This is a genomic window from Mycobacteroides franklinii, from assembly GCF_002013895.1.
GTDB lineage: Bacteria > Actinomycetota > Actinomycetes > Mycobacteriales > Mycobacteriaceae > Mycobacterium > Mycobacterium franklinii.
Map to the genome: position 1 here is coordinate 41228 of NZ_MAFQ01000004.1, position 21239 is coordinate 62466.

General features: G+C 62.5%; 19 protein-coding genes. 8 read left to right on the plus strand and 11 right to left on the minus strand.

All coding sequences use genetic code 11. The features are described from left to right. Positions 1 to 48 precede the first annotated feature (48 nt). Together rfbA and B4393_RS06105 are read left to right on the plus strand one after the other, a co-directional pair. Positions 49 to 915, plus strand: coding sequence for a glucose-1-phosphate thymidylyltransferase RfbA (gene rfbA, locus B4393_RS06100; RefSeq protein ID WP_078333379.1), 867 nt, complete (start codon positions 49 to 51; stop codon positions 913 to 915). 135 nt (positions 916 to 1050) lie between these two features. Continuing rightward, on the plus strand, positions 1051 to 1389 hold the full coding sequence (locus B4393_RS06105; RefSeq protein ID WP_078333380.1) for a hemophore-related protein: 339 nt from the start codon (positions 1051 to 1053) through the stop codon (positions 1387 to 1389). A 110-nt stretch (positions 1390 to 1499) separates the two neighbouring features. Here the strand turns inward: B4393_RS06105 and B4393_RS06110 are convergent, their stop codons facing one another. Genes B4393_RS06110 through B4393_RS06120 form a run of 3 tightly spaced genes read right to left on the minus strand, consistent with a single transcriptional unit; the run spans position 1500 to position 7758 of the window. Then, positions 1500 to 4454 (minus strand): MMPL/RND family transporter, encoded by a 2955-nt coding sequence (locus B4393_RS06110; protein ID WP_165758486.1) that lies wholly within the window; start codon positions 4452 to 4454, stop codon positions 1500 to 1502. An 11-nt stretch (positions 4455 to 4465) separates the two neighbouring features. Continuing rightward, positions 4466 to 7345 carry an MMPL/RND family transporter gene (locus B4393_RS06115; RefSeq protein WP_070938286.1) on the minus strand — a complete coding sequence of 960 codons (2880 nt, stop codon included), beginning with the start codon at positions 7343 to 7345 and terminating at the stop codon, positions 4466 to 4468. Continuing rightward, positions 7342 to 7758 (minus strand): MmpS family transport accessory protein, encoded by a 417-nt coding sequence (locus tag B4393_RS06120; RefSeq protein ID WP_109420750.1) that lies wholly within the window; start codon positions 7756 to 7758, stop codon positions 7342 to 7344. Before B4393_RS06120 ends, B4393_RS06115 begins: the two co-directional genes overlap by 4 nt. A 540-nt stretch (positions 7759 to 8298) precedes the next feature. Here B4393_RS06120 and ramB point away from each other — a divergent pair. Together ramB and B4393_RS06130 are read left to right on the plus strand one after the other, a co-directional pair. Beyond that, positions 8299 to 9741: an acetate metabolism transcriptional regulator RamB gene (ramB, locus tag B4393_RS06125; RefSeq protein WP_070938284.1), complete on the plus strand. Its 1443-nt coding sequence runs from the start codon at positions 8299 to 8301 to the stop codon at positions 9739 to 9741. Then, positions 9738 to 10271 (plus strand): carboxymuconolactone decarboxylase family protein, encoded by a 534-nt coding sequence (locus tag B4393_RS06130; protein ID WP_078333381.1) that lies wholly within the window; start codon positions 9738 to 9740, stop codon positions 10269 to 10271. The genes ramB and B4393_RS06130 overlap by 4 nt, the downstream gene beginning before the upstream one ends. 18 nt (positions 10272 to 10289) lie before the next feature. Here the strand turns inward: B4393_RS06130 and B4393_RS06135 are convergent, their stop codons facing one another. From B4393_RS06135 to B4393_RS28360, 3 genes are read right to left on the minus strand one after another with little or no spacing between them, the layout of a single operon-like run. Beyond that, the gene (locus B4393_RS06135) at positions 10290 to 11279 is read right to left on the minus strand and encodes an aldo/keto reductase (RefSeq protein WP_078333382.1); all 990 of its coding nucleotides are present in this window, start codon (positions 11277 to 11279) and stop codon (positions 10290 to 10292) included. A gap of 1 nt (position 11280) precedes the next feature. Continuing rightward, positions 11281 to 11700, minus strand: a complete 420-nt coding sequence (locus tag B4393_RS06140; protein WP_078333383.1) for a MerR family transcriptional regulator — start codon at positions 11698 to 11700, stop codon at positions 11281 to 11283. Continuing rightward, positions 11697 to 11912: a hypothetical protein gene (locus B4393_RS28360; protein ID WP_078333506.1), complete on the minus strand. Its 216-nt coding sequence runs from the start codon at positions 11910 to 11912 to the stop codon at positions 11697 to 11699. The genes B4393_RS06140 and B4393_RS28360 overlap by 4 nt, the downstream gene beginning before the upstream one ends. Positions 11913 to 11928: 16 nt before the next feature. On the opposite strand from B4393_RS28360, the gene B4393_RS06150 reads away from it, so the two are divergent. Genes B4393_RS06150 through B4393_RS06165 form a run of 4 tightly spaced genes read left to right on the plus strand, consistent with a single transcriptional unit; the run spans position 11929 to position 17251 of the window. Continuing rightward, positions 11929 to 13467 carry an APC family permease gene (locus B4393_RS06150; RefSeq protein ID WP_078333384.1) on the plus strand — a complete coding sequence of 513 codons (1539 nt, stop codon included), beginning with the start codon at positions 11929 to 11931 and terminating at the stop codon, positions 13465 to 13467. Beyond that, on the plus strand, positions 13464 to 14732 hold the full coding sequence (locus tag B4393_RS06155; RefSeq protein WP_078333385.1) for an acyl-CoA dehydrogenase family protein: 1269 nt from the start codon (positions 13464 to 13466) through the stop codon (positions 14730 to 14732). Before B4393_RS06150 ends, B4393_RS06155 begins: the two co-directional genes overlap by 4 nt. After that, on the plus strand, positions 14729 to 15910 hold the full coding sequence (locus B4393_RS06160; protein WP_078333386.1) for a GNAT family N-acetyltransferase: 1182 nt from the start codon (positions 14729 to 14731) through the stop codon (positions 15908 to 15910). The genes B4393_RS06155 and B4393_RS06160 overlap by 4 nt, the downstream gene beginning before the upstream one ends. 9 nt (positions 15911 to 15919) lie before the next feature. Beyond that, the gene (locus B4393_RS06165) at positions 15920 to 17251 is read left to right on the plus strand and encodes an NtaA/DmoA family FMN-dependent monooxygenase (RefSeq protein WP_078333387.1); all 1332 of its coding nucleotides are present in this window, start codon (positions 15920 to 15922) and stop codon (positions 17249 to 17251) included. Between the two features lie 3 nt (positions 17252 to 17254). Here B4393_RS06165 and B4393_RS06170 read toward each other — a convergent pair whose 3' ends face one another. The 5 genes from B4393_RS06170 to B4393_RS06190 form a co-directional block, all read right to left on the minus strand. Continuing rightward, complete coding sequence (locus B4393_RS06170; RefSeq protein ID WP_070938276.1) at positions 17255 to 17755, minus strand: beta-class carbonic anhydrase; 501 nt, start codon at positions 17753 to 17755, stop codon at positions 17255 to 17257. A 60-nt stretch (positions 17756 to 17815) separates the two neighbouring features. Continuing rightward, positions 17816 to 18580: a hypothetical protein gene (locus B4393_RS06175; RefSeq protein WP_078333388.1), complete on the minus strand. Its 765-nt coding sequence runs from the start codon at positions 18578 to 18580 to the stop codon at positions 17816 to 17818. A 142-nt stretch (positions 18581 to 18722) separates the two neighbouring features. Next, positions 18723 to 20126 carry a dihydrolipoyl dehydrogenase gene (lpdA, locus tag B4393_RS06180; RefSeq protein WP_078333507.1) on the minus strand — a complete coding sequence of 468 codons (1404 nt, stop codon included), beginning with the start codon at positions 20124 to 20126 and terminating at the stop codon, positions 18723 to 18725. A 38-nt stretch (positions 20127 to 20164) separates the two neighbouring features. Continuing rightward, positions 20165 to 20956: a hypothetical protein gene (locus B4393_RS06185; RefSeq protein ID WP_078333389.1), complete on the minus strand. Its 792-nt coding sequence runs from the start codon at positions 20954 to 20956 to the stop codon at positions 20165 to 20167. Next, on the minus strand, positions 20949 to 21227 hold the full coding sequence (locus B4393_RS06190; RefSeq protein WP_109558432.1) for a putative holin: 279 nt from the start codon (positions 21225 to 21227) through the stop codon (positions 20949 to 20951). The genes B4393_RS06185 and B4393_RS06190 overlap by 8 nt, the downstream gene beginning before the upstream one ends. Positions 21228 to 21239 lie beyond the last annotated feature (12 nt).

The window sequence follows — 21239 nt, forward strand, 5'->3', positions numbered from 1 at the left end:
ACAGAACGCAACGAGCCCTTCGTATTTGTCGTCGAGTAGGAGGACACATTGCGCGGAATAATTCTCGCGGGCGGCTCAGGCACTCGCCTACACCCGATAACGATGGGTGTCAGCAAGCAGCTACTACCGGTTTACGACAAACCGCTGGTCTACTACCCGTTATCCACGCTGATCATGGCCGGCGTGCGCGACATCCTGATTATCACCACACCGGCCGACGCCCCGGCATTCGAGCGTCTCCTCGGTGATGGCTCCGCCTTCGGCATCAACTTGAGCTACGCCGTGCAGCCCCAACCGGAGGGGCTGGCACAGGCATTTGTCATAGGGGCCGAACACATCGGCTCCGACACGGCGATGCTCGCACTGGGCGACAATGTGTTCTACGGGCCCGGCCTGGGCACGAGCCTACGCAGGTTCGAGAACATCGACGGTGGGGCGATTTTCGCGTACTGGGTTGCCAATCCGTCGGCATATGGCGTGGTCGAATTCGACGCCGCCGGCGTACCCCTGTCCCTGGAAGAGAAGCCCGCGGTACCGAAATCCCATTACGCGGTTCCCGGGTTGTACTTCTACGACAACGATGTCGTTGAGATTGCGCGCTCGCTTCAGAAGTCAGCGCGCGGTGAATACGAGATAACGGAGATCAACCAGATCTACCTGGATCAAGGGCGACTCTCCGTCGAGGTCCTACCGCGCGGGACCGCCTGGCTGGACACGGGCACGTTCGATTCGCTTCTTGACGCGAGTGATTATGTACGCACCATCGAACGCCGCCAGGGTCTAAAAATCGGCGTGCCGGAAGAAATAGCGTGGCACGCCGGTTTCATCAACGACGACCAGCTCGCCGCACGCGCCCAAAAGCTCCTCAAGTCTGGGTATGGGAGTTATCTACTTGAGCTCTTGCAGCGGAAATAGCCCGATGTTCTGGTCGGCAGTAACGCAACGGATTGTTCGACGTATAAATAGGTATGGGCCTGGGCGCACCTCAGGCCTCAGGTGCAGCTGAATACGTAAAGTTGATGTGGTCGGTACGAGGAGGCAATTGAGAACATGAACAAACTGTCACTGACGAAAACTGTCGCTGCTGTTGGTGGTATCACCTTGGCGTTGAGCGCCGGAGCCGGGCTGGCTTCCGCTGACCCCGCTATTGACGAGATGGTGAACACCACCTGTACGTACGACCAGGCGAACGCGGCACTACACGCGGAGAATCCCATGGCCGCACAGTATTTCGACCAATCGCCACCGAATCAGCAGTTCATGCAGGAGTTCCTCAGCTCGCCAAAGGACAAGCGGGTGAGCATGATTAACCAAGTCAAGGGGAATCAGGGCATCGAGTACGTCATACCGGTGTTCCAGCAGATGGTACGCAGCTGCCACAAGTACTGAGGCCGGCCAGACAGACCTGAAGGGCCGGGCGCGACAACCTTGTCGCGCCCGGCCCTTCAGGTTTAGTCGGGTAAACAATCGATATGAAACCGGTTGAACGGTAAGAAAAACTACTCAGATAGCCGCGGGAACTCGGTGGTTGGCCCCTCATCGTCGTGGTGCGCATTGGGCCGTTGCGCGGGCGCTGGCGCGGCCGCACCTACGGGCTCCAGCAGTGCACTCGGCGGGCGTGGCCGCACACGCTGTGGCCACCAGAACCACCGGCCCAGCAGAGCCGCGATCGACGGGGTCATGAAGGAGCGCACGATCAGGGTGTCGAAGAGCAGACCCAGGCCGATGGTGGTGCCGATCTGCCCGATGATCTGCAGATCGCTGACGACCATCGAAGCCATTGTTGCCGCGAACACCAACCCGGCCGATGTGACCACCTTTCCGGTGCCACCCATCGCGCGGATGATGCCGGTGTTCAGCCCGGCGCCCAGCTCCTCTTTCATACGGGAGACCAACAGCAGGTTGTAGTCGGAGCCGACCGCCAAGAGGATGATCACGGACATCGCCAGCACCATCCAGTGCAGATTGATCCCCAGGATGTACTGCCACAGCAGCACGGACAAACCGAAGGACGCGCCTAGCGAGAGCGCCACGGTACCGACGATCACCAGAGCCGCGATGAAACTTCGGGTGGTGATGAGCATGATGATGAACACCAAGCAGATCGCCGCGATACCCGCGATCAACAGGTCGTATGTCGAGCCGTCTTTCCAGTCCTTGGCGGTCGACGCGGCCCCCGCGATATAGACCTTGCCACCGACAAGAGGCGTCCCCTTGAGCGCTTCCTCGGCCGCGTTCCGCACCTGCTCGATCCGCGTTATGCCCTCCGGCGACATGGGGTCACCGTTGTGAGAGATGATGAACCGCACCGTCTTTCCATCCGGTGACAGGAACGAGCTCATGGCGCGCTTGAAGTCCGGATTGCTGAACACCTCGGGAGGCAGGAAGAACGAATCATCGTTCTTCGACGCGTCGAAGGCCTGACCCATTGCCATAACGTCGTCGGTGGTCTCATCCATCTGGGCGAACTGGCCCGACATGGTGGCGTACATGGTGAGCACCGAGGTCCGCATGCTCTGCATGACCTCGATCATCTGCGGGAACTGAACGAGCAGCTGCGGCATGATCGCATCCAGCTTGTCCATGTTCTTGACGAGCTCGACCAGCCCGTCGTCAAGCGCATCCGCACCGTCCAGGGCATCAAAAATCGACCTGATGGACCAGCAGATGGGGATGTCGAAACAGTGCTTCTCCCAATAGAAATAATTGCGGATCGGTCGAAGGAAGTCGTCGAAGAGAGCGATGCTGCCGCGCAGGTCGTCGGTCATCTGCTGCACCTCGTGCGTGTCGGCCGTCATCCGATGTGTCGTCTCCGACATCTTCTTCATCACGCCATACGTGCGCTGCATCGTCGAGATCATCTTGCCCATATCGTCGGCCTGCTTTTGCATGTCGCCGATCCGCTTCTTCTGGAAACGCTGCGCCTGCACCTGTCCGGCACTTTGCAGACTCAGTAAGAAGGGCACCGAGGTGTTGGCGATCGGTGTTCCCTCCGGGCGGGTAATTCCCTGCACGCGCGAGACTCCACGCACCTTGAAGATGGCCTTGGCCACCTTGTTCAGCACCAGGAAATCCGCAGGGTTCCGAAGGTCCCGGTCGGTTTCGATCAGCAACACGTCGGGCGTGAGCCGCGATTCGGAGAAGTGGCGTTGAGCCGCGGCGAATCCCTGGTTCGCCGGAATATCGCTGGAGATATAGAGCCGATCGTTGTAGCTCGTCTTGTAGCCCGGCAGGGTGGATAGTCCGACCAGCGCCGCCACCAGCGAGGCCACCAGAATCGGCGCGGGCCAGCGGACCACTGCCGTGCCGATTGCGCGCCACCGCTGAACCCGCAACGTGCGCTTGGGTTCGAGCAGACCGAATCGGCTTGCCACCGCGATACCCGCGGGGACCAAGGTCACCGCGACAGCCACCGCCGCAAGCATGCCGATGGCGCACGGAACACCCATCGTCTGGAAGTAGGGCAACCGAGTGAAGTGCAGACACAGGATGGCTCCGGCGATGGTCACACCGGATGCCAAGACCACAGGAGCGACGCTGCGATACGTGGTGTAGTAGGCCATCTCCCGGTCTTGGCCCGCCTGGCGCGCCTCCTGATATCGGCCGAAAAAGAAGATCCCGTAATCGGTGCCGGCCGCGATGCTCAGGAAGACCAGCATGTTGACGGCGAAGGTCGAGAGCACGAAAAAGTCGTGGTGGCCGAGATACGCGACGATGCCACGAGCCGCTGCCAGCTCGACTCCCACCATGATCAGCAGCAGGATCACCGTGATGACGGAGCGATAGAGGATCAGTAGCAGCGTGAAGATGATGACGACCGTGACCGCGGTGATCTTCAGAATCGATTTGTTGCCCGCGTGCTGCATGTCCGAGGCCAGCGGCGCGGCACCGGCCACATAGGTCTCGACATCCTTGGGAGCCGACGGCGACGTGCGTTTGACGATCTCGCGGATCGCAGCCACCGACTGGTCGCCCTGTGCGGTGCCTTGGTTGCCCACCAGATTCACCTGCACATAGGCAGCTTTTTCGTCAGGACTCTGCACACTCGACGAAGTCAGCCGATCGCCCCACAGATCCTGCACGTGTTCCACGTGCTTGGGGTCGTTTCTCAGCTGGCGAACCAGCTCGGCGTAGTACTGATGCGCGTCCTCACCGAGTGGTGCCTTCCCCTCGAGAACGATCATCGCGGAACTGTCCGAGTTCGACTCGTTGAAGTCCTTGCCCATCCGCAGAATGGCCTTCACGGCCGGCGCATCCTGCGGCATCAGTGACACCGAACGCTCATCCCCCACCGTTTCCAGCGCGGGGATCGCCTTGCTCCAGTCCCAATTAACCGACGCCAGCGTCGTATACAGGATCAGAACCAGCCACCCGAGGATGATCAGGGGCGACAGCGTGCGAATTGTCCGCGCGATGGACGGCCGCGAGCGCGCCGAGTCTGTCTCAGCACTCATACCCGGTTTCATCAGTTCCTCTGCAGCACCGAGCGGACCAGGCGCGGCCCCCTCCACCTGCGCACCGCACCGACTGGGCGGGGAGACACCTGCAGCGGCCACCAGAACCACCGGCCCAGGAGCGCAGCAATCGACGGTGTCATGAAGGCCCGCACGATCAGGGTGTCGAACAGCAGACCAAGGCCGATCGTGGTTCCGACCTGTCCGATGGTGAGCAGGTCACTGACGATCATCGAGCCCATCGTCGCCGCGAACACCAGCCCGGCTGCCGTCACGACCTTGCCCGTACCACCCATCGCGCGGATGATGCCGGTGTTCAGCCCGGCGCCCAACTCTTCCTTCATGCGTGAGACCAGCAGCAGGTTGTAGTCAGACCCCACCGCGAGCAAGACGATGACGGACATCGCCAACACCACCCAGTTGATCTGTATGCCGCAAATGTGTTGCCAGACAAGGACTGACAGACCGAAGGATGCGCCGAGCGACAGCGCTACCGTGCCGACGATCACCACGGCCGCCACCAGGCTGCGTGTCATCAACAACATGATGATGAAGATGAGGCACAGCGCCGCGACACCCGCGATCAGCAGGTCGTATTTCGATCCCTCGACCAGCTCGCTGACGCCGGCCGCCGTGCCCGCCAGGGAGAGCTTGGCGTGCTCGAGCGGGGTCCCCTTGAGCGCTTCTTCCGCGGCGGTCTTGATCGGCTCGACCCGTGAGATACCTTCGGGCGTCGCTGGATCTCCCCGTTGAGATATCAGCATGCGCGAGGACTTTCCGTCGGGCGACATGAAGATCTTCAAGACGCGCTGGAAGTCCTTGTTCTTCAGGACATCGGGTGGCAGATAGAAGGAGTCGTCGTTCTTCGACGCATCGAAGGCCTTGCCCATGGCCGTCGAATTCTCCGTGGACTCATCCATCTGGGCGAAGATGCCGGACATCGTGCTGTGCATCGTCAGCATCGATTCGCGCGTGCTCTTCATGGTCTCGATCATGATGGGGAACTGTTCGAGCAGCTGCGGCATCAACTTGTCCAGCTCGTCGAGGTCGCCAACCAGGGTCTGCATCTTGTCGGTCACCTGATCAACGCCATCAAGCGCGTCGAAGATCGACCTGATGGACCAGCAGATCGGGATGTCGAAGCAGTGCTTGTCCCAGTAGAAGTAGTTACGGATCGGCCGCCAGAAGTCTTCGAAATCCTCGATGTGATCGCGGAGCGTCCGCATGTCCTGCTGGAGATCCTTGGTGGTGCTGACCATGCGGTGCGTGGTGTCCACCATCTGACCCATCAGGTCCGACATGCGCTGCATGAGCGCGATCGTCGTCGACATATCGTCGGCCTGTTTGAGCATGTCATCCATGCGCGCCCGCTGGAACGGCAGGCTCAGTCGCTGGCTCGCGTTCGACATGCTCAGCATGAACGGCACCGAGGAGTGTTCGATCTGCGTTCCCTCGGGCCGCGTAATCGACTGCACGTTGGCGATGCCCGGAACCGCGAACACGGCCTTGGCCAGCCTGTTCAGCACCAAGAGGTCGGCCGAGTTACGCATATCGTGATTGGCCTCGATCAACAGAATGTCCGGTGTGGCCATCTTTGATTCCGGGAAGTGCCGCGAGGCCGCGATCAGTCCCTGTGTCGCGGGGATGTCTTGCGGGATGAACTTCGCATCGGTGTAGCTCGGGTTGTATCCGGGCAGCGTCAACAGACCGATCAGCGAAATCGCAATGGTGGCGGCAAGGATCGGTCCGGGCCACCGCACGATCGCGGTACCGATCCGCCGCCAGCGACGTGTCGTCACCTGTCGCTTCGGGTCGAACACACCGAAGCGGCTGCCTGCGGCGATGCACGCCGGCACCAGGGTCAGCGCCACCGCCACCGCCACCAGGATGCCCACCGCACCGGGGATACCCAGTGGCTTGAAGTACGGCAGGCGGGTGAAGTGCAGGCACGCGATCGCTCCGGCGATGGTCAGACCCGATGCCAGAACGACCTTCGCCACACCCTTGTAGGCGGTGTAGTAGGCCGATTCGCGATCCTCGCCGGCCTGGCGTGCTTCCTGATAACGCCCCGCGAAGAAGATTCCGTAGTCTGTGCCCGCGGCGATGCCGACCGAGACCAGAAGGTTGACCACGAAGGTGGTCAGGCCCACGATTCCGTGCATACCGAGGAACGCGACGAGACCGCGCGCGACCTGCAACTCGATGCCGACCGTGAACAGCAGGATGATGACCGTGATGATCGATCGGTAGAGCAGAAGCAGCATCAGGAAGATCACGCCGACGCTCACCATGGTGATGAGGACGACCGTGCGGTTTCCGCTCTCGGCCATATCCGAGACGATGGCCGCTGGTCCCGTTACATAGGCCTTCACGCCCGGCGGCAACCCCGGGGTGTCCTTGACCACCTTCTGAACGGCTTCCACCGATTCATTAGCTTCAGCCTGGCCAAAACGGCCGGTGAGATTCAATTGCACATATGCGGCTTTTCCGTCGGCGCTCTGCGCGGCACCAGCGGTCAGTGGATCACCCCAGAAATCCTGGACATGCTGCACATGCTTCGGATCATCTTTCAATTGGCGAATGACGGCGTCGTAATACTTATGCGCATCGTCGCCGAGAGAGTTCTCCCCCTCGAGCACGATGACGGCGACACTCTCGGAATTGGACTCCTGGAAAACCTTGCCCATCTGCGTCATCGCCTTGACGGACGGCGCATCCGGAGGGCTAAGTGAGACCGAATGCTCTCGCTCGACGATCTCCAGCGGTGGCACCTTGACGGTCAGTAAGACCGTGATCGCCAGCCAGCCCAAAATAATGAATACCGCACCCCGGCGGATAATGGTCGCCATTATCGGCCGATGCGATTTGACTTTGCCGCCGTCCGCGCTCATGCGGCCTTCAGGAGGCACGAGGTAAACGCGTTGGTTTGGTTTGTCACCTTCTCGGATTTGACCTCATCGTCAACGATGATGCGGCAGCCGATGCTGCTGCCATCACCCTGCGCCATGATGCTGCCCACCGCGGTGGTCTTGCCGATCTCGAATTTGACGGACCACGGAAGCGGGACTTTTTGAATGAATAGGGGGTCGCCATTGACGTCGAAATAGCTGATATCGGCTACGTTTCCCGGCGATCCGAAAACCTCGTAAGACATCTTCTTGGGATCAAACGATTTAGCGTCACTCGCATTCGTATCAGCGTACGAAGGGCGCTTCTCGTTACCGAATACACCATGGAGCCGCGACACCGTAAATCCGCCGATGGCAATTACCGCAAGCACCAGCAGTGGAATCCACAGACGCATCAAAAGCCGAAGAATCGTAACCCTCCTCGTCTATCTCCGCATCCCGGCACCATGCTCGGACCTGCACCATCCCAAATTGCAAAACGCGGAACACCTCAGCGGTGCTCCCCGGCCGTTAAAGATTAGACCATGCATGAGAGCCGCGTATGTACCCGTTGCAGACCCGATATCCATTGATTAGCACGCTATGTGGGATACAGGCGTGTACAGATTTACTGCAAGGAAACCCGAGCAACGATCGTGGCCAGATTTTTCGTATTCACAGAATGGGTGAACAGATAGTTAATCAGCAGCTGAGACCCCTCTTTATGACCTCGAGGCCCATCAACCCGTCCGAGTGACGCCGGTCATAGCGAGACGCCGCCGAGCCAGACGTGTTCGCCGGTTGACCCCACCGTGGTGACCCCAGAAAGCAAACCAGCTTGATCGCTCGGTGACATCCGGACCGATCTTCGGTAGTGCAGAACGACGATCCTGGATGGGTCTAATCCTTGCCAAGACTGCGAAGCCAGAATTCGCAATGCGCGTACGCTGGCCAACGTGTCCAAAACGTACGTTGGAGGGCGCCTTCGTCAACTCCGGAGTGAGCGCGGGTTCAGTCAGGCTGCACTTGCCCAGATGCTGGAGATCTCCCCGAGCTATCTCAACCAGATCGAGCATGACGTCCGACCGCTGACCGTCGCCGTCTTGCTGCGCATCACCGAGGTCTTCGGTGTCGACGCGACCTTCTTCTCCTCTCAAGACGACAGCCGCCTCATTGCCGAGCTGCGCGAGGTCGTGCAGGACAAAGACCTGGACATCGACGTAGATCCCGCGGAGATCGCCGATGTGGTCGCCGGACATCCCGCATTGGCCCGCGCCATGGTGAACCTGCATCGGCGCTATCGGATCACCACCACGCAGTTGGCCGCGGCGACAGAAGACCGATACACCGACGGCAGTGGCGCAAGCTCGGGGACGGGTTCGATCACCATGCCGCACGAGGAGGTGCGTGACTACTTCTATCAGCGGCACAACTATCTCCATGAGCTCGACACCGCGGCCGAAGATCTGACCGTCCGAATGCGCATGCACCGCGCGGATCTCGCACGCGAGATCGCCGACCGCCTCACCGAAGTGCACGGCGTGCAGATTGCCCGGCGTATCGACCTGGGCGACAGCGTCCTGCACAAGTACGACCCGGGGTCCAAGACGCTGGAAATCAGCAATCACCTCTCGGGCGGACAACAGGTTTTCAAGCTGGCCACCGAGTTGGCCTACCTGGAGTACGGCGATCTCATCGACACCATGGTCGACGATGGCAAGTTCACCTCCGAGGAATCGCGCAAGCTGGCGCGGCTGGGTCTGGCCAACTACTTCGCCGCCGCCACGGTCCTGCCGTATCGCCAGTTCCACGGAGTGGCAGAAGATTTCCAGTACGACATCGAGCGGCTCTCGGCCTTCTACTCGGTGAGCTACGAGACCGTCTGTCACCGGCTGTCCACCCTGCAGCGTCCGTCGATGCGTGGAGTTCCGTTCTCGTTCGTACGGGTGGATCGTGCCGGAAACATGTCGAAACGCCAGTCGGCCACCGGGTTTCATTTCTCCTCCAGCGGCGGTACCTGCCCGCTGTGGAACGTGTACGAGACCTTCGGCAATCCGGGCAAGATACTGGTCCAGGTGGCGCAGATGCCCGACGGACGCAACTACCTGTGGGTGGCACGCACCGTCGAGCGGCGCGCGTCGCGGTACGGCCAGCCCGGCAAGACATTCGCCATCGGGCTGGGTTGCGAATTGAGGCATGCGCACCGGCTCGTCTATTCGCAGGGGCTGGACCTGTCCTCCGAAGGCGCGACGACGCCCATCGGCGTGGGTTGCCGCGTATGCGAGCGTGACAACTGTCCCCAACGCGCGTTCCCCGCGCTCGGGCGGGCGCTCGACCTGGATGAGCATCGCAGTACGGTGTCGCCATACCTCGTTCTGCAGGAAGGATCCCATCCGTGAGCAGTGGCCGTATCCCGTCAGGTGGTCTGCGCGAGCTCGGACCGATCAACTGGGTGATTGCCAAGGGCATGGCGCGCGCGATCAGCGTGCCGGAGATGCATCTGGCGACCACGCTCGGACAGACAGGAGTCCGATTCTGGCCGTGGCTGGCCTACTCCGGAGCCATCCTGCGCGGCACCAAGCTCTCCACCCGCGACACCGAGGTGGTCATCCTGCGCGTGGCCCACGTACGCGAATGCGAGTACGAACTGCAACACCACACGCGTATCGCCAAGGCCGCCGGTATCGATCCCGCATATCAAGAGCGGATCTTCGCCGGCGCCGGCGCCGAGGGCCTCACCGACAAGGAACGTGCACTCATCACCGGTGTCGACGAGATCCTCACCACCAGGACGCTCTCCGACGATGCGTGGGAAGGACTCTCGAAGTTCCTCGATCGCCGCCAGCTCATCGGCTTTTGCCTGCTTGTCACTCAGTACGACGGGCTGGCCGCGACCATGTCGTCGCTGCGGATCCCGCTGGATCACTGAATGGGGAGCCCGTCTCTGCTAGCCGTCCAAGCGGGCGAGATGTTCGGGGCTGTATCGATCCCCGGTCGCAGGCGCAAGGCTGTCGAGACGCGCGAGTTGCTCGGGTAGCAGCTCGATATCCACCGCACCGACGTTCTCACTGACCCGCGAGGCCTTCGTGGTGCCGGGGATCGGCACCACATCGTCACCGCGAGAAAGCAGCCATGCCAGCGCCACCTGCGCGCTGGAGACCCCGACGGTGGCGGCCACCGAGCGAACCTCTTCGACAACCGTCAGGTTCTGGTCGAAGTTGTCTGCGCTAAATCTAGGCTGTTCTTTGCGGAAGTCGCCCTCCGCCAGTTGGTCTCGCGAGCTGATGGCTCCCGTGAGAAAGCCACGACCAAGGGGGGAATAGGCGACCAGCCCGACACCGAGCTCTCTGAGAGTCGGCAAAATCTCGTCCTCGATATCGCGGGTCCACAACGAATACTCCGACTGCAACGCGGTTATCGGATGGACGGCGTGCGCACGGCGGAGCGTCCCGGCAGAGGCCTCCGACAGCCCGATGTGCCGAACTTTGCCGTGTTGTACCAGCTCGGCCACCGCCCCGATGGTGTCCTCGATAGGGACGTTCGGATCGACGCGATGCTGGTAGTAGAGATCGATATGGTCGACACCGAGCCGCCGCAACGATCCCTCCACCGCGATCGCGATGTTCGCCGGAGCGCTGTCGACAACCTGCGGTCCACCATGTGCATGGGACACCAGCCCGAATTTGGTGGCGAGCACAACGTCGTCACGTCGGCCCGCAATGGCCTTACCGACGAGCTCCTCGTTGACGAACGGTCCGTAGATCTCGGCGGTATCGATCAAGCTGACGCCAAGGTCCAACGCGTGGTGCAGCGTGCGGATCGACGTCGCCTCATCCGGGCCGCCTTCCGCACCGATCGCGCGGTAGTAGGCAGACATCGACATGGCACCCAGGCCGATCCTTGATACCGATAGCTCACCGAGCTGCGTGTACTTCATGTCAGTTCTTCTTTCCTCCGGCGGGTTGAGCCGTGGCGCCATTGACCGACTCCGTGTAATAAGCGACCTTGAAGTCGACGACCTTGAGGTCTTCAGTAAGCCGCTCCATGGCGGCCAGAATCCGGACACGCTGGGCGAATAGCAGTTCCAAACGCTCGGCGTGCGTCTCCTCCCCGCCCGCCAGCAGCTCGATGAAACGCCGCATGTCCCGTACCGGCATGCCGGTACGGCGCAACCGCAGCATCAGCTGGACGCGTTCAATGTCGTCGTCACTGAATCGGCGCCGACCACCGCCGTCGCGCGGTACCCGCGGGAACAGGCCCTCGCGTTCAAACCAGCGCAGCGCGTCGATCGACAACCCGGTCCGCTGGGCGACGTGCGAGATGGGAAACCCTGCGTTCTGCGGCTCACTTGTGGTCACAGAGCCACGGTAGAACCTGGAGTCGACTCCAGGTCAAGGAAAGATTCCGCGCAGGGCACCACGAAAGTTGTCGCAGGTACCGGCGACGGCGCCGCCACCGCCGTTGACACGTTCTTGACGCCGTCGCACGATCGGTCCATGCGCTTGGCCCAGGACTGTAGGTAGGCGCGCAATCTCCTTTGCGCGCTGCCGGTTTCAGCCCACTCCGCCAAGCGAAAGTACCCCCGCATGTCCGATCCCGCCCATCAGCTCACCGTCAACGGCAGATCGCTTCAGGCCGCCGATTCTCACGGACTCGAACGTAACGCCGTTGGCTCCTGGGGAGTTTTCGCCCAGGGCCTGGCGGCGGCCGCCCCCAGCGTCGCGGTCGCCACCGTGCCGTTTTCCCTGTTCGTAGCGGCCGGTAAGGGTGCGGCATGGTCAGCCGTGATCGGCCTGGTGGCTGTCGTGCTGATCGCAACCACCATCAGCTTCCAAGCCAAGCGGACGGTGTCCTCGGGCTCGCTGGGCACATACGCCGGCAACGGCCTGGGGCCCGGTGCCGCGTACGCGGCGGGCTTCAGCCTGCTCATCGGATACATCACCTTCGCCACTACGGGGATCCTCGGCGGCGTGCTGTACTTCGAATCCTTTCTCGAGGCGATCGGGATCCACTCGGAGGCAACCGGATTCAAGCTCGCGCTGGTCGCCGTGATTGTCGCGGTCGCCGTCTACCTGCCCTATCGCGGCGTCTCAATCTCGGCGAAGTACGAACTCATCTTCGAAATCATCGCCACTGCACTGATTCTCATCATCATCGTGGCCTCGTACATCAGCTATGGCTGGCGCATCGACACCGAGCAGTGGGCCCTGAGCAACCTGGGCAACAGCACCACCTTTATCGCCGCCGTCACCGCGGTCGGCGCATACGCGGGATTCGAGAGTGTGGCATCGCTCGGCGCCGAATCCCGCGACGCGCATCGCACCATCGCCCGGTCGCTGCTGCGCGTCGTCTTGATCATCGGGGTGCTCTACATCCTGGCCACCTACCCGCAAATCCTGCAGTTCCGAAACATCGACGGCGACAGCGCGATACTTCCCCAAGTCGCCACGAACGCGGGAGTCGCGTGGGCCATCTACCCAATAAGCCTGGCGGTGACCATCGCATTCATCGTGTTCGTCACCGCGGTCACCAACTCGGCGGCGCGAGGTCTGTTCACACTGGCACACGAGGGTGCGCTTCCGGCAGTTCTCACGCGGGTGCACCCGGCCTACAAGACCCCCGTCGCCGGTATCTTCCTCATCGGGATCATCGCGACGGCCTTCTCCGTTACCGCCACCCTCAGCTCGGTCGGTCGCCTGGTATTCGACGTCTATGGAAACTACGTGGCCAACTGGGGATTTCTCATCAGCTATCTGCTGGTAGTGGTGGCCACACCCCTCTGGTTGTACCGCATCAAGGCACTCACCCTGGCGCGGCTGGCGGTCTCGGCCGCGGCCACCCTGGCCATCGGGTACGTGATCTTCAGCAATTTCTACCCGGTTCCCACGTTCCCGTTCAACATCCTGCCCCTCATCTTCGGCGCGATTCTGCTCGTCGGGTTGTTGCGTTACTGGTATCTGCGAGTCCGCCGGCCCGACGTTGCGGCCCGGATCGGTTCCATCCAAACGCTTTCCGAATCAGAGCAAGAACGGCTGGCCGAACTCGGCATTCTCGAGGTCCTCCAGCAAGAGCCGGTCATCGAACCCGACCACGAACCCGCCGATACAGGAGCTCTCGTCAAATGACCGCCGCCGCCACCTCGCCGGTTCTTGCCTATCAGGGGGTCAGCGATACCGAGTTCACCGAATGGATACGGGTCACCGAACGCGTCGCCGCCGAGCTGGCGGCCACGGCGTTGACGCGCGATCGCGCCAATCAGAACCCCGTCGCCGAGATCGGACTGTTGCGCCACCACGGCCTGTTGTCATTCGCCACCGCACGCGAATTCGGGGGCGCCGGAGGCAGCCTAGCGCAGGCGCTACAACTCGGCCGGATCATCGCAGCGGCCGACGGTTCGATCGGGCAGCTATTGGTCTACCACTATTCCAATGGGGTCTGGACCTACATTCTCGGGTCACCGGCTCAGCGTGAGTACATCGCGCGGGGCGTCGGCGAGCAGGGCTGGTTCCAGGGCAGTGTCAGTAATCCGCGCGACCCGGGCATCACCGTCACGCGGACCGAAGCGGGCTACCGGGTCAACGGCAAACGGACCTTCGCTACCGGGGTCGCACTCGCCGACCTGATCACCGTCCTCCTCTACGAGGCGGAACCCATCAACGCGATAATCCCGAGTGACCGGGCCGGTCTGCGGTTCAATGACGACTGGGACAACCTCGGGCAACGTCTTACCGCAAGCGGCAGCGTCGAATTCGATAACGTGCTGCTGCGCCATGACGAGGTTCTCACCGGAATCGCCGAGTACCCGGATCACGATGGATCCCGCGAGCGCCGCGACGGGCTGCGGGCATTGTTCAGCCAGCTGATCTTCGTCCATCTGTATCTCGGAATCGCCGAGGGCGCGCTCGCCGCGGGCGTGGCCTACATCAGGGACAAGGGCAGGCCCTGGCCCGAGGCGTACTCCACGGAGGTGACCGAGGATCCCTATCATCAGCAGCTGCTGGGCCGCCTGTCGGGAGGCATCGCCGCGGGCATCGCCCTGGCCGATTCTGTGACAAGAGAATTCGAGCAGGCACTGGCAACCGGTGAGGCACCTACCGAGGCCGGTTGGGGCGCACTGGCGATTCGCGTGGATCAGGCCAAATCCGTCGCCACCGAGATATCCCTGGACGTGACGCACAACATCTACCAGGCCACTGGCGCCCGATCGACTGCCAATTCCGTTGGTTTGGACATCTATTGGCGTAACGCACGCACACACACCACGCATGACCCGCTGCCGTACCGGCAGCGCGAGATCGGTAGGCACCTGCTGACCGATGAATGGCCTTCGCCGCGCAGCCTCAATGGTCTTGGGCGCCTCGCCGATTCAACGCAGGGCACGAAACCGTGACAGACATTCGATTCCTGCAAACCTCCACCGAACGCGAGCGCGCCTTCACGGTGTTCTGGCGCGCCATGGTCGGGCTACCGCCGCTCGGCGCCGTCGCGGTGGGTGAATTACTAGAAGCTGGAAGATATTTAGGGGCATTCGAGCAGACGGAGCTGGTCGGCGGGGCCGACTCGTACACCAGCTGGCTCACCGTTCCCGGTGGATCGCGCGTTCCGCATGCGGCCGTCACACACATCGGCGTGCTGCCCACTCATACCCGACGCGGAATCCTCACCTCCCTGGTCACCCGCCAGCTCACCGATATCGCGGGACGAGGCGAGATTGTCGCCAGCCTGCGGGCATCCGAAGCGGTGATCTACCGCCGCTTCGGATACGGAGTAGCGACCAGCAGCGCGTCCTACCGCATTCAGCGGCGACGGGCAGCACAGTTGAATCCCGTTGACGCTAATGCCGTCACGCTGCTCGACACCGCGGCATCGCCGGAGCTACTCGCCTCGATCTATGAACGCGCGGCGTGGACGGGAGCGGTGGCGCGTCCACCGCAGTGGTGGCGCCTGCACGAGCTGTTCGATGCCGCTGAGCCCGTGAAGCACTACGTAGTCACCCGCCCGGATGGCTATGTGCGTTACCGACCACACGACACGACCGAGTGGTTCGCCAGCAGCGCGCGCACCATATCCGTTGACGATCTTGTCGCACATAGCGATGACGCCTACCGGACCCTGGTCGGTCATCTGCTGGATCTGGACCTGGTCGACGTCATCGAGTTCGGAGCGCGCCCCGTCGACGACCCGCTCCCCCACCTCGTGGCCGACCCGCGTGCGGTCACGGTCACCGGTATCCGCGACGAAACCTGGCTCCGGCTGGTCGATGTCGAAGCGGCATTGGCCGCACGTACCTATACCGATAGCGCGCCGGTGGTGATCGAAGTAGGCGACGCCCTGCTCCCACACAACGCGGCGCGGTTCTCGGTGGGCTCGGACAAGGTGCGGCGCACCCAGCACACTCCCGACCTATCGGTCGATGTCGCCGCTCTCGGATCGGTCTATCTCGGCGGCAACACCTGGGCACAGCTCAGGCGCGCCGGATTGGTCTCCGTGCGGTCGGCGGGGGCGATCAAAGCCGCCGACGCCCTCTTCTCCACTGGTTCAAAACCGTTCGCCGGCACCAACTTTTAGGAGTCTGCTGTGTCATCCACGAGCGACCGCCAGCTTCACCTCCTTGCCTTCGGCAATGTTCGCGCGGGCGGGGCATGGCGGCTGCCCGGTGTACGGAATGGCCCGGCCAATCAGCTCAACACCCTGGTCGCCACCGCGAAGGCAGCCGAGGCGGCCAAGTTCGACGCCATCTTCTTCGCCGATGGTCTGAACTTCGGCCCGGAGGCCACCTGGGCCCACAAAGCCACCGAGGACTACGAGCCGCTCACGGCCACTTCCTATCTCGCCGCGGTGACCGATCGCCTGGGCCTGGTGGTCACCGGCTCCTCGACCTTCCAGCCGCCGTATCACCTGGCACGCCAGCTGCTATCGCTCGATCATCTGAGCGCCGGGCGTGCCGGATGGAACCTCGTGACGAGCTTTGCGCAGGCCGCGGCGGCCAACTTCGGCGCGCGGGGCTTCCTTCCGCATGACGAGCGCTACCGGCTGGCCGAGGAGACCCTGCAGGTGGTGAAGACGCTGTGGCATTCGCTTCAGTCAGACACCGTCATCGAAGATCGTGCGGCCGGAATCTACAGCGATATCGACAAAATTCACGTCACCAACCACGACGGAGAGTTCCACAAGGTCAAGGGACCACTCGGCGTCACACCTTCCCGCCAGGGGCAACCGGTGATCTTTCAGGCCGGATCCTCCACCACGGGAAGGGCCTTCGCAGCCAAACATGCCGAGGTGGTCTTTACCGGACAGACCGATATCGACCGCGCCAAGAACTTCTATCGGCAACTCCACGCGGCAGCCCGTGCCGTCGGACGGACCTCCGCCCCCTTGATCACCCCTTCACTCGGGGTGGTCGTCGGCTCCACCGAGGCCGAGGCGCACGCCGTGGAAAGCACCATCTACGAGCACTTCATTCCCGAGTATCAGGCGGGGTGGCTACTCGAGGTGGATGTCAACGTCATCGGCGCCGACCTGGACGGCCCCGTGCCGGCATCGGCATTCCCGGACAGCACCGAGACCCATCAGACGGCCCTGGCAGGATACAAACACCTTGCCACCGTGGGCAATCCAACAGTGCGAGAGTTCCTCTACCGCACCCTGAATGCCTTCGGTACCCGGTTCGTCGGCTCCGCGGAGCAGGTGGCTGATCAGATCGAGCTGTGGTTCACCGAAGGAGCGGCCGACGGCTTTATTCTGAGCACGTCGGGCCTACCCGGTCAGTTCGAGCTGTTCACCGAGCACGTGGTGCCGATCCTGGTGCGCCGCGGCATCTTCCGCGCCGAGTACACCGGTTCGACCCTGCGCGACCACCTGGCCTTGCCATGGCCGGCTCCGGTACGCGCACCTGCCCTGCTTGGCTGAGTGCTAAACCTGAGCGGCGACCTCGCGCAGCGTTCCGTTCGTGACGTCATACACGAAGCCCCGGACGCTGGCCTTGCGCGGAACAAACGGATTGGCCTTGATCCGCGCGAGAGACTGACGGACGTCCTCGTCCAGATCGGTGAAGGCCTCCGCGGACCATGACGGCTTGATGCCCGTCTCGTCCTGAATAGACCGCTTGAACCCGTCATCGGTGAAGGTCAGCATGCCGCAATCGGTGTGGTGGATGAGAATGATCTCCTCGGTGCCCAACAGCCGCTGCGAGATAGCCAGCGACCGGATTTCGTCCTCTGTGATCACTCCGCCGGCATTGCGGATGACATGCGCGTCACCCTCGTGGAGGCCAAGCAGCCCATAGGGATTCAGGCGCGCATCCATGCACGCCACAACCGCGACCTTGCGGGCCGGCGGCAGCGGCAGCTCACCTTTGTCAAAGCTGGCCGCGTAGGCCTGCGCGTTCTTCAGCAGTTCGTCAGTGGTCGACATGGCGCGAAGCTATGCGCGGGCACCCGCCAGGTCAACGGTTGCAGGCACCATGGTCTGAACCTACATACCGAAGGTCCAGGTTCGTCCGTTCGCGGCGACGAATCCCGAGCTCTTGGTTCCACCGAAGAAGCCACAGGCCACGCCGCCGCCCATGAGTGCCATGCAGGTGCCCTGATTGCCATATCCGTACACGCTGTCCCCCGGGGGGAGCCGCTTGACCTCACCGCGTGGGGGATTCATGGTGCCGGCACCGACCCCCTTCGGATTACCGGGGACATTCGACACGGAGACGTATCCCGTGCCACCGGTGAATCCCGGCAGTTTTCCCAGGCACGCGATACTCCCGCCGCTGTACGTCAAGATGCTGCACCGCAATCCGCTGGCGAGAGTGAACATCCGCTCGATGCCCTTGGGTCCGTGACCGTCATACTCGACCTCGGAGACCACGAAGTCGTATGGGCGCGGAACGCCGTCCGGCAACACCAGTCCCCTATCGCCCAGGACCGTTTTGCCAGAGCCGATGGTCAGCGACTGTTTTCCGTTGTCACAGATGGTGATTGGCCCTGACTCTGCCCGGCAGACGACCCCGTACTTGGCGACCTGCCGACCAACCTCGAGCCGCTGGGCACCCGTCACCCTCGGATGAGTGTCAAGTACCCGGTAGTAGCCGGCCGGCTCGCCCGTACCCGTCCCCATCCGAACCCTGACGACACCCGGTTGCACGCCCGGCAGTGCGCCTGCGCAATCCACGCTGCGGTCACCGCCGACAGCGCAGGCCAATCCATCCGGCGTGATGAAGTCGCCGTCGAAACCGGGCGTACTCACCGTCGGTATATCGGTCGGAGAAGTAACGTGCGGGGTACTGACTACCGATGACGATGTCGTCGTTGTCTGCACGAACGGGTGTGTAGGGGTGCAGGCGGCCAACAGCACCGCCAACACCCCAATCCCGCACGCACGCATGCGATCAGAAGTTGATCATGTGACCCGCGAGCCCGTGGAACGCTTCCTGCAGCGCCTCGGACAGCGTCGGGTGTGTGTGCACGTTGCGGGTCAGCTCATTGACCGTCAGATCCCACTTCTGCGCCAGCGTGAGCTCGGGCAGCAGCTCGGAAACGTCGGGGCCAATCAGGTGCCCGCCGATCAGCTCACCGTACTTGGCATCGGCGATCAGCTTCACGAATCCGGTCGGGTCGGCCAGACCATGAGCCTTGCCGTTCGCCGTGAACGGGAACTTGGCCACCTTGACGTCGTATCCCTCGGCGCGGGCCTGTTCCTCGGTGAGCCCAAAGCTGGCCACCTGCGGCTGGCAGAAGGTCGCCCGAGGCATCATCCGGTAGTCACCCAGCTCCAATGTCTCTGCACCGGCGATGGTTTCGGCAGCGACAACCGCCTGCGCCTCGGCGACGTGAGCCAGCTGCAGCTTGGACGTGACGTCGCCGATCGCGTAGATGTGCGGCACGTTGGTGCGCATCCGCTCGTCGATGGCAATCGCGCCGCGGTCGGTGAGCGCCACCCCGGTGTTCTCCAGCCCGAAGCCCTGCACGTTCGGCGCAAACCCGATGGCCTGCAGCACCTTGTCGGCGACGAGCTCGCTCTCCTGCCCGTCCTTGCTTACCTTGACGCGAACGGGACCGCTGCCCCCTTCATCCTGGATCGACTCGACCTTGGTGCCGGTGAGGATCTTGACGCCCAGCTTCTTGTACTGCTTCTCGATCTCCTTGGACACCTCGGCGTCCTCGTTGGGCAGTGCCCGCGGCAAGAACTCGACGATGGTGACATCCACGCCGTAGTTCTTGAGCACGTAAGCGAATTCCATACCGATGGCGCCCGCGCCGGCGATGATGATCGAGCCGGGCAGCTCACGGGTGAGGATCTGCTTTTCGTAGGTGACCACGTTCTCCGAGAGTGCAGTCCCGGGCACCAGCCGCACACTGCTGCCGGTGGCGATGATCACATTGGCGAAAGTCAGCGTCTCGGTCGAGCCATCAGCCTTCTTGACCGCCAAGGTGTTGGCGTCGGTGAAGGTACCGACCCCCTCGTACTCGGTGATCTTGTTCTTTTTCATCAGGAAGTGCACACCGGCCACGCGTCCCTCGGCGACCTTGCGACTCCGGTCGAATGCGGCACCGAAATCGAATGTTGCCTCACCGCTGATGCCGAAGGTCTTGGCTTCCTTGGTGAAGATGTGGGCCAGCTCCGCGTTGCGCAGCAGCGCCTTGGACGGGATACACCCGACATTGAGGCAGACTCCGCCCCAATATTTCTCCTCGACGATGGCTGTTGTCAGGCCCAGCTGGGCAGCGCGAATGGCCGCGACATAGCCACCGGGACCAGCTCCGAGAACGACGACGTCATAGTGTGCAGTCACGAACTCCACACTAGTAGGACGACGTCAGGCGAGGAGCGTCAAGCCCGGTCTCGGTACTGGATACCCCAACTGCGCAGCGGCTCCGGGCACAGTGATTGCACGCCGGGCACCGAAGGTGCGGTGCACGCCACATAGCCATACTTGACACCCGTCGCCGCCACCGAAATGGCGGGCGCCGTCAAGACGGCGAACGCAAGGGCGACGATTATCGGGCGCGGTTCGACCATGGCCAGCAATAGGGCGACCAGCACGCAGGCAAATACCCAGACCAACACGTACACGACCGCGAGGATCCGATCATGCGGCAGCAGTGTCTCGAACCAGTTCTGGTACAGCAGTAGCCCCATCGCACCAGCAGGAATCCACGTTCCCAGCAGTACCAACAACAGCACCCAGCGCTTCAGGAAGGCGGGTTCCCGCTCCGCAGGCACCCGGACCGGCATGGCGGGCTCGTCGCCGACCACGGGAACCGCACCGGTGTACGGATCAGGGGTCATCGATTCGGCCCGTGACCCACCGATGGGCGCCGGCATCGCGCCGGTGCGGTCGTTGTCGACGTCGAATGCTTCGGTCAGCGGCAGAGCGTCAGTGTCGATCCGGCCGGTGGGGAGGAGGTCGTCGTCATCGTCCTTGAAGGCTGAGAACGCGGTGAACGTGGCGGTGTCCAGGCCGTCCCGGACCTTGCCATCATCGATCGGCACCGCCAACGGGTCGGCAAGGTCACCCTCGACGACACTCGGCCGATCCACCTCGTCAACCAATTCCGTCGCAGCGCCGTCTACCTCTGCGCCCGTCTTCTCGACCGTATTTTCTGCGTTTTTGTCAGACACCCTGAATCACCTGTATCGCCGCCAGAATCCCGAACCACCCAGGAGCGATCGCCAGGATGAAGGCCGCCACTGCCGTCATCCATTTGCGAGTGGACGCGATCAAGATCAGAAACCCGATCAGGCTCGGCACCGCCACGATCAAGCCGATAACGAGGTCTGGTCGCACAGACTGATGCGCGACCAGGACACTCGACATTCCGGCGCCAAGTCCGACTGCTATCCCCAGCAGCATCGCGCTAGCGACGACTTGCGCACGTGGCAGTGGTATCACGAGAAAGCTCCT